A 13809-nucleotide genomic window follows, 5' to 3' on the forward strand; every position below is an offset into this window, starting at 1 on the left:
GCCTCAGATCACGTTAAAGCGAAAACCCAGGCCGCGGATGGTGGTGATGCGGTGCTCGATCTCAGGCTTTTCGGCGGTATCCTCGCTGTCCGCAGGGCTGATCTTGCGGCGTAACCACGACATATGCATGTCCAGAGTTTTCGAGTTTTTCATCGCCGGGTCAGCCCAAACCTCTTCGAGAACCTGCTCGCGCGTCACCACATCGCCCGCGTGGGCCATCAAGATTCTGAGCAATTCGAATTCTTTGTTTGCCAGGCCTACGGGGGCCCCGTCGACGGTGACCTGCCTAGCCCCAAGATCCATTCGGATACCGCTGCACTCCAGGATTTCCGGTGAGCGGCGGCGCAGTAGGGCGCGGACGCGTGCGAGTAACTCCCCTGTCCGGAAGGGCTTTGCCACATAGTCATCTGCGCCTGCGTCCAAGCCGACAACAAAATCAGCTTCGTCGGTCCGCGCAGTGAGCATCAGCACGGGGGTGCTTTTGCCTGCCTGCCGAATTCGCCGACACACGTCGAGTCCGTCCCAGATGGGCAGCCCCAAGTCCAGGATGACAAGCGAAATATCCCCCTCCAGCGCCTGATCAAGTGCGCTTTGGCCATCCTTAGCCAGCAGGACTGCATAGCCTTCGCGCTCGAGAGCGCGCGCTAAAGGTTCGGAGATATCAGGATCGTCTTCGGCCAGCAGCACGGTCATCACGCCGCTAGCCTACGGTCCGCTGATGGCACTTACATGAGAAAGAGCCATCCGTAAGTGGGGAAAAGGCTGACGCAGCCTACCGAGCTGGTTAATTACACGGGAGTGACGCCGTGTCTGCGCCGAGAAAACGTCCGATCCTTGCCACGAGCAGCAGCGATGCGGCCAATCAGTTCGGTACGGAGGTTCTCTGGCTCGACAATGGAGTCGACTACCATTTCGGCGGCAAGCCGCACGGTATCGATATCCGCTTCGTACTCGGCGCGTCTGTCGGCCACAAACGCTGCCGCCGCCGACGGGTCGTCGAAGTCGGCAATCTTCTTGGCGTACACCGCGTTGACGGCCGCATCCGCTCCCATCACCGCTATTTTCGCCGTGGGCAGCGCAATGGTGGCGTCTGGTTCAAAACCTGGACCGGCCATCGCGTAAAGCCCGGCGCCGTAGGCCTTGCGGACCACCACGCAAAACTTTGGGACGGTTGCTTCGCAGACTGCGGAGATCATCTTCGCGCCGTGTCGGATAATTCCTTGCCTTTCGACGGCCGCACCGACCATGAAACCAGGCACGTCTGACAGGAAGATCAACGGGACATTGAACGCATCGCACAATTGCACGAAATGCGCTGCCTTGTCTGCAGAGTCGACGAAAAGCACGCCGCCCTTGAACATCGAGTTGTTCCCGACGATACCCACCACTTCGCCATTGAGGCGCCCAAAGCCGGTCGTAAGCTCACGGGCCCAGTCGGGATGGATGGGGAAATAAGTGCCATCATCAAGCAGCGCCGCGACATAGCGGCGCATGTCGAAGGCAACCCGCTCGGCTACCGGCACCAATTCGCGGAGGTTCCCCTTCCCTGGTGGTAGCGCCGGCGCGGTGGGGGGCTGCTGCTGAAAGTTATCGGGCAGATAGCTCAGGTAGTGCGCCACCATGGCCAATGCCTCTATTTCGGTCTTCGCCAGCAGATGGCCGACCCCGGAGACGGAGGTGTGCATCTTCGCCCCGCCCATCTCTTCCAGGGTGGTTTTTTCGCCGGTAACCATCTCCACCATACGATCGCTACCGAGGTACATGGAGGCGTTCTTTTCGACCATGATCACCACATCGCAGAAGGCGGGAATGTAGGCCCCTCCAGCTGCGCTAGGCCCAAACAGCGCACAGACCTGCGGAATCACCCCTGACGCCCGAACCTGGGTGTGGAAGATCTTCCCAGCGCCGCGGCGCCCGGGAAAGAGATCGACTTGATCAGTGATGCGTGCCCCAGCTGAGTCCACTAGGTACACCATCGGAACTGATGTGGCATAGGCCTTTTCGATAATGCGGATGATCTTCTCGACTGTCCTTGCGCCCCATGAGCCGGCCTTCACCGTGGAGTCGTTGGCCATCACGCAGACATGGCGACCGCCGATGGTGGCGCCGCCGGTAATGACGCCGTCCGCGGGTAGTCCGTCAGCTAACGCATTCGCGAAGAGGCCGTCTTCGATAAAGCTGCCGTCATCGACAAGCTGTGAAATACGTTGGCGCGCAAACATCTTGCCCTTGGCCGCGTTAGCGTCGTGGTACCGCTTCGCCCCACCCGCCAGGACCTTCTCGCGGAGCTCGGCTTCGCGGCTGGAGTTAGACGTACACGGTGTGGGCTCGACTCGATCGTCGGTACTCATTGATGCGCCTCGCTTTCTAACGACGCGAAGTGTTGTCCCCGCCGGGGAAATCATTGCCCTCGTCATCGTCGGTGGTGTACTGCGCTGTCGGCCGATTACCAGCCGGCCGCGTCTGACTTCCTTGACGCGGAGCAGCCGAACCCATTCCATCACCACGGTTGCGATCGTCATCAATGAGCTGGTTGAGCAGGCTTTGAACCTTGGTCAATGCGGCGACATTGTAAAAGGACAGCGGCTGGTCTGCCGCTGATTCCACCGTCAGGTCCCCGTAGCCGAAAATACGGCCCCAGAAGCTGACGTTTGTCTCCATGTTCTGGATCCGGCCGAGCGGGATTTGGTGTTCGCGACGCTTGAAAAAGCCTGCCCTGAAGAAGATGTGGTGCGTAGTGATTACAAAATGTTCAAAACGCCACTTGATGAACGGCACCAGCACAAACCAGAACAACAACCCCACCGCGACCACAGCGATGACGATCCAGTAAATGACATGGTTGTTTTGATCGCGTACCCAGGCAGCGAGAGCGAACGCACCGCCGATAATAAGGATGAACAGCGCGATTGGCACGACGAGCACCTTGGGTGTCGGGTGCTTATGCAGCATCACCTTTTCGCCTCGCGCCAGCAGGTGGTCCGGATACGCCATGGTGGAGCCCTTCACATCGAGTTGAGATGCACGAGTTGAGATGCACGAGTTGACGCGGGTAGTGCAAGGTCACGCTACCGTGCTCACCCCTCTGCGACCCAGGACCTGGCGAACCTTGGTGAGTGCGACTGGCCGGCTACGCCAGTCGGCCTCGCGAGCTAGCGGACTGCGCGCGCACCAAAGGCAGCCGAGCCCAGCCGCACCATCGTCGCGCCGCAGGCGATGGCCAACTCAAAATCACCGCTCATCCCCATCGATAACTGCCGGGCACCATCAAGTTTCAGCTCATCACGCATGTGTGCAAGCTGCAGATAACCTGCCTGAACGGCCGCCGCGTCCGGTGAGTTCAACCCGACCGTCATGTATCCCGTGAGCCGCACACCGGGCAAGGTGGCGATGTAAGCCGCCACTTCGGGCGCCCGCTGCGGCGTGAGGCCAGACTTCGAATCTTCCCCAGAGACATTGACCTGTAAAAAGACATCCATAACCCGCCCAGCATCGACGGATCGGTTGCTCAGTTTGCTCGCAAGATCGGCGCTGTCCACTGTCTGTATGCAGCTGACGAGAGGCAGCACCTGCCCGATCTTATTCGACTGCAGGTGCCCGATGAAGTGGGTCGTGGGCGCGAAAGCTGCTAGCTCTCTTGCCTTCTCGACCACCTCGTTGACCCGGTTCTCGCCGATCAGGTTGTAGCCGGCCTGTAGCGCTTCGATGATTCGAGCTGCGCTCTGCGTTTTCGTCGCCAGCAGTATCTTCACGTCGGTGGGTAGCCGTCCTGCAGCGACCGCTGCCGCGTCGGCACGCTGCCGGAGAGCGGCTAACTGCCGTGGCAACTCGCGGGGCTGGGGAGTCGTCATCGCCCCACCTTAGGACGCTGGCCGCAGGTGCAATACATCGGCGGCGGTGAACGTGCACAGCTCCCCTGAATCGGAGCGCACCACGAGGCTGCCGTCTAAGGCGATGTTCGTTGCCACCCCGAGCACGGTCGCTCCTGACGGCAATTCCACCCGCACCCCAGCTCCAATGGTGGCGCACAGCGTGAGGTACTCGGCGCGGATCTGAGCCACATCACCGTTCGCGCCCTCCCAGCGCCGCAGCAGGCTGTCGATCTCCGTCAGCACCGCCGCAGCCAACTCCGCCCGGTCCAGCGATGACGAGCCCGCAAGCAACAAAGAGGTGGCGTCGGGCCGCGGCAGTTCCGCTTTCAGCAAGCTGACATTCAGGCCAAGACCGATCACTACTGCGCTACCAGCCATCTCGCCAAGGATTCCCGCACACTTCCTCTCGGCGCCTTCCGCATCTGTCACCAGAAGGTCGTTGGGCCACTTCAGGCTTGCGGAAACTCCACCGAGTTCGCGGCATACACGGACTGCAGCAATACCGGCGACGACACCGGCCCAGCCGCGGGCCGCCATCGGCACGTAGGGCAGGAGCACCAGCATCGACATGGTGATCGAAGAACCGGCGGGCGCCGTCCACGTGCGGCCGAGCCGCCCCTTCCCCGCTACCTGCTCTTCGGCGATCAAAACGGCGCCATCCACCATGTTTCCATCGCGCTCGCCGCGAGCCGCAGCAGCCGCGAGATCCGTGTTGGTAGAACCTGTATGGCTCACTACGGACACTCTCCAACGGCTGTCGAGAGCCAGTAACGCCTGCACTGCCCCGGCGTCGATTGGGCGACGGGAGAGGGCTGCATGCTCGTCTAGGTCGCAATCACGTGTCATCTGTCCTCTGCCATCGTTCGCCCGTCATCGTGGGTCCTGTGCGGTGCGCTGCTGGGTGCGCTGCTTTCACTCGCGGTGGTCAGTGCAGATTACCGACGCCCAGATCTCTTGGTGGCACGCCTTCGCGTTACCGCCCGACAGCACCTTCGAGCTTCGCTATTACAGTGGGACTACTCATTATTGCCATAGTTAATTTGTTGCGACACCAGACGAAGGGCCAGCGGTGACTCAGGCCGGTACAGCAGATCCGCAAAACCCAGCAGACATGTCCTTCCCCGCGCGTTCACCCTCCCCCGCAGCGGCGCCCCACGGAACTGCGGCGAAACTGCAAGATCTCGCAGCACGTAACGAGGCCGCGATCCACGCCGGCGCCAAAGCCGCCGTCGAGCGCCAGCATGCCAAGGGCAAGAACACGGCTCGCGAGCGGCTCGCGATGCTTCTCGACGAAGACTCCTTCGTCGAATTTGATGCCTTCGCCAGGCACCGCAACACCCACTTCGGTTCGGAGAAGAACCGGCCCTACGGCGACGGCGTCGTCACCGGCTATGGGACGGTCAATGGGCGCGAGATCGCAGTCTTCTCCCAGGATGTCACGGTTTTCGGCGGTTCACTGGGTGAGGTCTACGGCGAAAAGATCTGCAAGGTGTTGGATTTCGCCCTCAAGACTGGCCGGCCCGTCGTCGGCATCAATGAGGGGGGTGGCGCCCGGATTCAGGAGGGCGTTGTCAGCCTCGGTCTCTATGCGGAAATCTTCAAGCGCAACGTGCACATGTCCGGAGTGGTGCCGCAAATCTCGCTCATCATGGGCGCCGCCGCCGGCGGCCACGTCTACTCCCCCGCACTCACCGATTTTGTGGTGATGGTGGACCAAACCTCCCAGATGTTCATCACCGGACCGGACGTGGTGCGCGCCGTCACCGGCGAAGACGTCACTCTTGAGGATCTCGGAGGCGCCCGCACGCACAACACCCGGTCCGGGGTCTCCCACTATTTGGGCGCTGACGAGGCAGACGCGATTTCCTATGTGCAGGAACTCCTCTCCTACCTTCCGAGCAACAACCTGTCGGCTCCCCCTGTGTTGGAGGGCTTTTCGGATCCGGGGATTCTTGAAATCACCGACCTAGATACCTCCCTTGACACGTTGATCCCCGATTCAGCGAACGTGCCGTACGACATGCACACGGTGATCGAGGCGGTGCTGGACGAAAAAGAGTTCCTGGAGGTTCAGGAATTATTCGCCCCGAACATGCTGATCGGTTTTGGCCGCATCGAGGGCAAACCCGTTGGCATCGTGGCGAATCAGCCACTGGCACTGGCCGGTACCCTGGATATCAACGCATCGGAGAAGGCTGCCAGGTTTGTCCGCACGTGCGACGCCTATAACGTCCCCGTCATTACTTTTGTGGACGTTCCGGGCTTCTTGCCGGGCACCGACCAGGAGTGGAATGGCATTATCCGGCGCGGCGCCAAACTGCTGTACGCCTACGCAGAGGCCACCGTTCCCCTCATCACCGTCATCACCCGCAAGGCCTTCGGCGGCGCCTATGACGTGATGGGGTCAAAGCACCTCGGCGCTGATATCAACCTCGCCTGGCCGACCGCCCAGATCGCCGTACTCGGCGCGCCGGGGGCCGTAAACATCCTCTATCGCAAGGAACTTGCTGCCGCAGCCGCTGAAGAAGTCGAGGCGTTGCGGGCGAAGTTCCAAGCAGACTACGAGGACACATTGCTCAACCCCTATATCGCGGCCGACCGCGGATACATCGACCAAGTCATCGCTCCCGCTGCCACTCGCATTCAGCTGGTGCGCGGATTGCGGGTACTTGCCGATAAACGAGAAACGCGGCCCACGCGCAAACACGGAAACATTCCGCTGTGACGCCGGATCGGGAACGGGCCGTTGGCAGCACCCGCGATCGGGACGATGAGGATGCGGCGGCGGTCATCGCCGTCATAGCTGCGTTGGCGACCGGCAACAGCAAGACCAGCGAGTCCGCCCCGCGTTCTGCCTGGGGCAGCCCTGCGCATCGTCTGGGAGTCGTGGCGCCCGGTCAGCACGCTTGGTGGATGTCGGGGGTCGGCCGATGACGACGTTCATCCTTGCGTCAGCCTCCCCCGCACGCCAGGCGGTACTCACAGCGGCGGGAATCGATGCGCTGGTTCATGTTTCGGGTATCGACGAAGACGCCTTAGCCGCAGCCAACCCCACCGCCTTGCCCGCCGACCTCGTGGTCATCCTGGCGAGAGCGAAGGCGGAGTTCGTTGCTGGCGCGCTGCGCGAGCAGCATCCGGATGCTGTCGTGGTTGGGTGTGATTCGATGCTGCACCTCGACGATGAGCTGATCGGTAAGCCGCATGACGAAGCAACGGCGCGCCGTCGCTGGGCCCAGATGACCGGCCGCGCGGGTGATCTGCTGACCGGACATTTGGTGTTGCGGATCTCTGGCGGGGTCGTGACGTCAACTGCGTCGGGCACGTGCTCTACCTCGGTCCAGATTGGCGACCCCAGCGATGAGGAACTGGACGCCTATCTCGCCACAGGCGAACCACTGGCAGTGGCCGGTGGTTTCACCCTCGACGGCTACGGTGGGTGGTTCGTCGATGGAGTGATCGGCGACCCGTCATCGGTGGTCGGCATATCCCTCCCCCTGACCCGCAGGCTGCTGCGCGAGGTCGACATTAGGGTCACTGACCTCTGGCGCACACGTCCCGGCGCCGAGGGCAACGGCCACCAAGGAGCAGTGAACAAATGACCAGTGCCATGCATACGGTTTTGATTGCCAACCGCGGTGAAATTGCGGTCCGCGTAGCCCGGGCGTGCGCCGACGCAGGCCTGAAATCCGTTGCGGTGTACGCGGATCCGGATCGCGACGCGGTCCATGTCCGCGCGGCGGACGAGGCATACGCGCTGCACGGCGAGACCTCGGCGCAGACGTACTTGGACGCAGGAAAGCTTCTGGATGTGGCGCGGCGAGCCGGCGCCAACGCGGTACACCCGGGGTACGGATTTCTGTCGGAAAACGCAGAGTTTGCCCAGGCGGTCATCGACGCCGGGCTGATCTGGATCGGCCCGACACCACAGGCTATCCGCGACCTTGGCGATAAGGTGACTGCGCGTCATATCGCGATGCGAGCCGGTGCACCATTGGTCCCAGGAACCAAAGACCCGGTATCCGGACCAGACGAAATTCTGGCGTTCGCAGCCGAATTTGGGCTTCCGGTTGCCATCAAGGCCGCATTTGGGGGTGGCGGTCGCGGGCTGAAAGTGGCGCGCACCATGGAGGAGATACCCGAACTATTTGACTCGGCAGTCCGCGAGGCCATCTCCGCCTTCGGCCGCGGCGAGTGCTTCGTCGAGCGATTCCTCGACTCGTCGCGTCACGTGGAAGCGCAGGTGCTCGCCGATACCCACGGTAACGTCATCGTTGTCGGCACCCGGGACTGCTCCCTGCAACGGCGTAACCAGAAGCTGGTGGAGGAAGCGCCGGCCCCGTTCCTCACCGACGAACAACGCGCCAGCATTCACGCCTCCGCCAAAGCGATTTGCCGCGAAGCCGGCTACCACGGCGCGGGGACCGTCGAGTTCCTCGTCGGGCGTGACGGGGCGATCAGCTTCCTGGAGGTCAATACGAGACTTCAGGTGGAGCACCCGGTTTCAGAAGAAACATCGGGCTTGGACCTGGTGCGTGAACAATTCCGCATCGCTGACGGCGAGGTTTTGCGTGTCGCGGATGACCCGATACCCCGGGGGCATTCCATCGAATTCCGGATCAACGGCGAAGACGCCGGCCGCGGCTTCTTGCCAGCCCCCGGGGTAGTGACGACGTTCCTGGCGCCCGCCGGACCGGGGGTCCGGGTGGACTCCGGCGTCGAATCGGGCAGCGTCATCGGAGGTCAGTTCGACTCGTTGCTGGCGAAAGTAATCGTCACCGGCGCAACCCGAGACGAGGCCATCGCCCGCTCCCGCAGGGCCCTGGCCGAGATGCGCGTCGAGGGGATGGCGACTGTGTTGCCATTCCATCGCGCTGTAGTCGCCGACCCCGACTTCACCGCCCCAGACGGGGTTTTCAAGGTCCACACCCGCTGGATCGAAACCGAATTCAACAACCGGATCGAGCCCTTCAGCGCCGCTGGAAGCGCAGGTGATGCCGGTGACGGCGGCGCGCGCCAGGTAATCGTGGCCGAGGTAAACGGTCGAAGGATCTCGGTTTCGCTCCCTGCCGGGTTGGTCGGGGGCGCAGCAGCCGGTTCCGGCACCGGGCCTGCCAAAGCCAAACGCACTGCGGGCTCCAGCAAGTCAGCCGTCAGCGGCGACGCCGTTCTGGCTCCGATGCAGGGCACCATCGTCAAGCTTGCGGTCAGCGAGGGCCAAGAAGTGGCGACGGGTGATCTAATCTGCGTGCTCGAGGCCATGAAGATGGAGAACCCGGTGACCGCGCATAAGGACGGCGCTGTCACGAATTTGATCGCCGTGGTGGGCGCGGCAGTCGCCAACGGCGCCGTCATTGCTGAATTGAAGTAGGCGCACCTCCGTCACTCCTCTGCTGCCCTTGGCGCATACTCGAGCGACGGCCCGGCCGAATCGAAAGGACGTATCCATGGCGCTACCTGGACCCGACCAATCTGAACCCGGCCCAGGTGAACCCGGCCCAGCTGAACCCCGGCAAGGGGGCGGAAAACTGCCCGCTGTCCGCATCGGGGACGTCGATCGTAATGCGGCGGTGACCGCGCTGAGCGAGCACCTGGGTCTCGGGCGGCTGAACCTCGAGGAATTTAACGAGAGGTCGACCGTGGTAGCCAATGCCCGCACCATGGACGAGGTGGACGCGGTGTTCGGCGACCTCCCCGAGCCCCGTCCGGTGGGCGCCGCACTGGCCCTCGCGGGCACTCCGGGCGTTGCCCTCGCGGGCCCTTCGGGCGTTGCAGGCAGTTCGCAGACGCTCTCCCCGGTGGCGGGTCCGAATAAAACACTCATAGCGTTGATCGCTGCAATGCCGTTTCTGGCGCTTGGCCTGTTTTTCATCACCGGGCTCTGGTACTTCTTTTTGCTGGTCCCGTTGAGCGGGGCCGTATTGGGGCCATTCATCAACAAGGGGAGATAGGCCGTGCGCGGCCCGCCGAGCGCTCGCGCTTGGGTCCCGCCCCGCGCTCGGGCTTGGGTCCCGCCCCGCGCTCGGGTTTCGGTTAGGCCCCATGCTCGGGTTTCGGTTGGGCCCCATGCTCGCGCGATCGGTTTAGGCCCCACGCTCGGGTTTCGGTTGGGCCCCACCCTCGGGTTTCGGTTGGGCCCCACGCTCGCGCGATCGGTTTAGTTTGGTGCGATCGCAATAGGAGTCGCACGGACCTAAACCGATCGCACGAACAGACCGCACCACCCGACCGCACCAACCGACCGCACGAACAGACCTCACCAACAGACCGCACCAACAGACCGCACGAACAGACCGCGCCAACCGACCGCGCCGAGGCACCACTAGATGCGGCGGCGAGCCGACGGCGACAATCCGAAGCTAGGTTGCTGCGTGGAAGCTGACCCAGCAATACAAGCGTTCGCCGCGTGCCCGCGCGCGCCTGGCCAGCCCCACCAGCTGATGCAAGAACGTCTCGAGATACGCGGCTTCGACGGCGCCGCCGAACTCTTCGGATGTCGCCCATTCCGCAGCGACACCGGCGAGGGAATCGTCTTTACTGTCGGCAAGGACAGCCTGCAGCGCGTCGGTGATCGTTACAACCATCGCTTCGGACTCGACGCTGGTCTGCAGGGTGTCACCTGCCCGCGGGATGTCAAGGATCTCGTCAAACTCAACGCCCGTCAAAAGCTCTTGAAGTTCTAAGAGCTGAATGGAGGGCTCGACACCTGACACGGAAACAGTGTCCCATTGCGCTGTCCCGTTGGGGTTTGCCGGAGCCGCCACCGGACCGTAGTCGACCATGGAAACGGCGAGATCGTCGCTGGGCGCTGAGAAATAGTCAAAGTGCATCCCCTGAAGCTAGGGCACGGCCGCACGGGCTACCAGCTTGGGGCCCCACCGTGGCCCCACGTCACACTGATTTCAGCCAAGATCCCCGTCAAAATGCATCAGCTGACGGCCCAGCTCGGTGATCGAACCGGTCAGCGATGGGTAAACGCTGAAGGTGTAGGCCAGATTTTTTGCCGTTAAGCGGTTCTGAACGGCCAGCGCCATGGGCAGGATCAGCTCACTTGCCTCCGGTCCTACCACCACCCCGCCGACGACGATGCCGGTGGCCGGGCGAACGAAGATTTTGACGAAACCGTAGCGCAGGCCCAACATTTTTGCCCGAGGGTTGGTGGCCAGCGGCAGCATCAGCACGCGGCACGGCACCAGGCCCGCGTCGGCTTCCGCCTGCGAGATGCCAACCGTGGCGATCTCGGGATGAGTAAACACGTTGGCGGACACCGTCTTCAGCCGCAGCGGTGGCACCCCGTCGCCAAGGAAATGCCACATTGCAATACGCCCCTGCATGGCCGCAACCGAGGCGAGCATCAACACGCCGGTGCAGTCGCCCGCGGCATAAATACCTGCGACAGACGTGCGCGATACCCGGTCTACGGGAATGAAACCGCCTGGGCCAGTGACGATCCCGACTTTCTCCAGGCCAAGATCGACGGTGTTGGGAACCGACCCGACCGTCATCAAACAATGCGACCCGACGATTTTGCGGCCATCGGCGAGCGTCACCCGCACCTGGTCACCCTCCCGCTCCACGAGGTCGGCGCGCGCATGTTTCACCAGCGTCACGCCGCGATTATCAAACACCTCTTCGATGACGGCCGCCGCGTCCGCATCTTCGTGCGGCAGCACCCGGTCTCGGCTGGACACCAAGGTGACTCGCACCCCGAGTTCCGTGTAGGCGGAGGCGAACTCGGCACCCGTAACACCCGAGCCCACGATGATGAGGTGCTCCGGCAGCTCACTGAGCGAGTAGACCTGGCGCCACGTCAGGATCCGTTCGCCATCCGGGATCGCCGTCGGAAGGACCCGGGGGCTCGCGCCCGTAGCAATCAAAACGGCTTCGGCTTGCAAGTTGATGATGCTGCCATCGAGGGCTGTTACTTCCACATTATGGAGCGCCAGACCCGTTGACTCATCAACAAAACGAGCGTGCCCAGACAACATCGTGACGCCAGCGGCGAGGAGCCCGCTACGTATGTCGTTGGACTGCGCCATCGCTAACGCCGACACCCTAGCGTGGACGCGTGCGATATCGACATCCACTTCGTTGATTGATACCTGGATACCCAGTTGATCGGCCTCGCGGACAGCGGTGCGCCCGCCCGCCGAGGCTATAAAGGTTTTGGAGGGGACGCAGTCGTAGAGGACGCAATTGCCGCCGGCCCCGTCGGTTTCCACCAACGTCACTTCGGCTCCGTACTGCGCAGCGACCAGTGCCGCTTCGTAGCCTGCTGGCCCTGCGCCAATGATGACGATCCGCATTGTTTTTTTCGCTCCCTACGTTGAAATGCCGTGCCTGTTGCCGGGTCAGGGCAGCAATGCCTGTTTCAACTCCGGCTCGACGCTGTGGTGCGCCCGCAGCCCGTCAACCGTATCCCGTGCCAGCAGGCCCGCCCACGCACGGGATAACCCACTAAGCTCACAGCCTATGGCGCTTTACGCCGCTTACGGCTCGAATATGGACCCCGCCCAGATGCTTCAGCGATGCCCGTCATCGCCCATGGCCGGGGCTGGTTACCTACCCGGTTGGCGTTTGACGTTCGGCGGCGAGGACCTCGGGTGGGAGGGCTCGCTCACCACCATCGTCGAGGACGCCACTGCCTCCGTCTTTGTGGTGCTTTACGACATGGCCGAGGCTGATGAGAAAAATTTGGACTCGTGGGAAGGCGCTGATCTAGGCGTCTACGAGAAGATTCGGTTGCGGGTCCGGACGCTCAACGGCGACCAGCTGGCGTGGCTGTACGTCCTTGTCGCCTACGAGGGCGGGCTGCCATCGGCGCGCTACCTCGGCGTCATCGCCGATGCGGCAGAAGCTGCCGGGGCGCCTAGCGATTACGTCACCGAATTGCGGCATCGTCCGTGCCGGTCCAACGGCACCTGAGCAATCGAAATCTCTCGCTCCACGCCCACGAGAAGCCACCTCCGAAGCTCCACGAAAAAAAGGAATTGCAGAGATGACCTGCGAGCCATGGCTGAATGCGGATGGTTCCACCACCACGTTTTTTGATTCTCTGAAAAATAGATATTTTGCGGTATCTACGCTTGAAAATCCTGAACGGTACGTCAGCGTCAGGCTGGATGGCGTTCAAGAAGTGCAACCCTATTTTTCCAAAAAGATATCCTTGCCGTGGAAATGGGAATGCGAGCTGCGTTTTTACAAACGCGTTAATACTGAACCTCCCGAGTTTGAACAAGAAGAAATTCTCAAACTTGCGCTCACCCCAGAAATCTATAATAACCTCGAAAAAGGGAGGGTGAGAGTTCTAGCAGACGGGAAGGTCTTGACGTTGATACCAGTGCCCGACGATCAGGAATTCTGGGTCTTTCAGAACGTCATTACCTCCCGCGGTGATCAATATTCGCGCCGGATGAGGGCAGCCCGATCTGATTTTGACGCTCGGCAGATACTGCTATCTCAGCTCCAAAACGATGTGGGCGCAGTGACTTACGATAACAAATTTGATGCGCACGCGGGGTGTGGCTTCGTCACTTTCGACTGCTCTGGGTGCGAAGGGTTTATCGAATTCGCGATGTTTAGTCTTGATGATGATGTTTACGCCAGATTAGTTTTTGGGTCGACTTACTATATTGAAGGCCTGACAATTCACGAGGCATTACAGATACTGGAGCTTCTAAAGAAAAAGAACTTTACGATCAAAGTCAACCGACTTGGACCTCTCAAGTTCATCAAACTCGAATTTGAAATTCTGGGTGCGGATTCTCAAGGCTTCAAGGCTGGGCGCGAGAGGGTGAAAGTTTCACGTTTTGCTTGGTGTGCTCTTGAAGCATGGGAGTCGGCTGTATATAATTAAGTGGACGAATAGCACTGAGCCTTCGCTCGTCACGTCTGTGCGGGTCACCGAGGAAGCAATTGGTGAAGCGACTCTGGTGATCAA

General features: G+C 61.6%; 14 protein-coding genes. 7 read left to right on the forward strand and 7 right to left on the reverse strand.

The window, feature by feature from the left end:
- Positions 1-3: 3 nt before the first annotated feature.
- From EH165_RS10800 to EH165_RS10820, 5 genes are all read right to left on the reverse strand, one after another.
- A complete protein-coding gene (locus tag EH165_RS10800; RefSeq protein WP_124800469.1) occupies positions 4-693 on the reverse strand; it encodes a response regulator transcription factor in 690 nt (229 codons plus the stop codon).
- Positions 694-788: 95 nt separating this feature from the next.
- A complete protein-coding gene (locus EH165_RS10805; RefSeq protein ID WP_124799455.1) occupies positions 789-2351 on the reverse strand; it encodes an acyl-CoA carboxylase subunit beta in 1563 nt (520 codons plus the stop codon).
- Between the two features lie 16 nt (positions 2352-2367).
- Positions 2368-2994 (reverse strand): PH domain-containing protein, encoded by a 627-nt coding sequence (locus EH165_RS10810; protein WP_124799456.1) that lies wholly within the window; start codon positions 2992-2994, stop codon positions 2368-2370.
- Between the two features lie 158 nt (positions 2995-3152).
- Complete coding sequence (locus EH165_RS10815; RefSeq protein ID WP_124799457.1) at positions 3153-3851, reverse strand: YggS family pyridoxal phosphate-dependent enzyme; 699 nt, start codon at positions 3849-3851, stop codon at positions 3153-3155.
- 9 nt (positions 3852-3860) lie between these two features.
- Complete coding sequence (locus tag EH165_RS10820) at positions 3861-4607, reverse strand: biotin--[acetyl-CoA-carboxylase] ligase (protein WP_206425922.1); 747 nt, start codon at positions 4605-4607, stop codon at positions 3861-3863.
- A gap of 376 nt (positions 4608-4983) precedes the next feature.
- On the opposite strand from EH165_RS10820, the gene EH165_RS10825 reads away from it, so the two are divergent.
- The 5 genes from EH165_RS10825 to EH165_RS10845 all read left to right on the forward strand — a co-directional run bounded on the left by EH165_RS10825 (position 4984) and on the right by EH165_RS10845 (position 9820).
- Positions 4984-6597, forward strand: a complete 1614-nt coding sequence (locus EH165_RS10825; RefSeq protein WP_124800470.1) for a carboxyl transferase domain-containing protein — start codon at positions 4984-4986, stop codon at positions 6595-6597.
- Entirely contained in the window at positions 6594-6806 is a 213-nt protein-coding gene (locus EH165_RS10830) for an acyl-CoA carboxylase epsilon subunit (RefSeq protein ID WP_124799459.1), read from the forward strand. The genes EH165_RS10825 and EH165_RS10830 overlap by 4 nt, the downstream gene beginning before the upstream one ends.
- On the forward strand, positions 6803-7471 hold the full coding sequence (locus EH165_RS10835) for a Maf family protein (RefSeq protein ID WP_124799460.1): 669 nt from the start codon (positions 6803-6805) through the stop codon (positions 7469-7471). Before EH165_RS10830 ends, EH165_RS10835 begins: the two co-directional genes overlap by 4 nt.
- Positions 7468-9240, forward strand: coding sequence for an acetyl/propionyl/methylcrotonyl-CoA carboxylase subunit alpha (locus tag EH165_RS10840; RefSeq protein ID WP_239020542.1), 1773 nt, complete (start codon positions 7468-7470; stop codon positions 9238-9240). Before EH165_RS10835 ends, EH165_RS10840 begins: the two co-directional genes overlap by 4 nt.
- 76 nt (positions 9241-9316) lie before the next feature.
- Positions 9317-9820 carry a DUF1707 SHOCT-like domain-containing protein gene (locus EH165_RS10845; protein ID WP_124799461.1) on the forward strand — a complete coding sequence of 168 codons (504 nt, stop codon included), beginning with the start codon at positions 9317-9319 and terminating at the stop codon, positions 9818-9820.
- 408 nt (positions 9821-10228) lie between these two features.
- Here the strand turns inward: EH165_RS10845 and EH165_RS10850 are convergent, their stop codons facing one another.
- Together EH165_RS10850 and EH165_RS10855 are read right to left on the reverse strand one after the other, a co-directional pair.
- Positions 10229-10699 (reverse strand): hypothetical protein, encoded by a 471-nt coding sequence (locus EH165_RS10850; RefSeq protein WP_124799462.1) that lies wholly within the window; start codon positions 10697-10699, stop codon positions 10229-10231.
- A 72-nt stretch (positions 10700-10771) separates the two neighbouring features.
- A complete protein-coding gene (locus tag EH165_RS10855) occupies positions 10772-12175 on the reverse strand; it encodes an NAD(P)H-quinone dehydrogenase (protein ID WP_124799463.1) in 1404 nt (467 codons plus the stop codon).
- A gap of 166 nt (positions 12176-12341) precedes the next feature.
- Between EH165_RS10855 and EH165_RS10860 the strand changes: the two genes are divergently transcribed.
- Together EH165_RS10860 and EH165_RS10865 are read left to right on the forward strand one after the other, a co-directional pair.
- A complete protein-coding gene (locus tag EH165_RS10860) occupies positions 12342-12794 on the forward strand; it encodes a gamma-glutamylcyclotransferase family protein (protein WP_124799464.1) in 453 nt (150 codons plus the stop codon).
- Positions 12795-12867: 73 nt separating this feature from the next.
- Positions 12868-13725: a hypothetical protein gene (locus tag EH165_RS10865; protein WP_124799465.1), complete on the forward strand. Its 858-nt coding sequence runs from the start codon at positions 12868-12870 to the stop codon at positions 13723-13725.
- The last annotated feature ends 84 nt before the right edge of the window (positions 13726-13809 follow it).

The sequence above is a fragment of the Nakamurella antarctica genome, assembly GCF_003860405.1.
Classification (GTDB): domain Bacteria; phylum Actinomycetota; class Actinomycetes; order Mycobacteriales; family Nakamurellaceae; genus Nakamurella; species Nakamurella antarctica.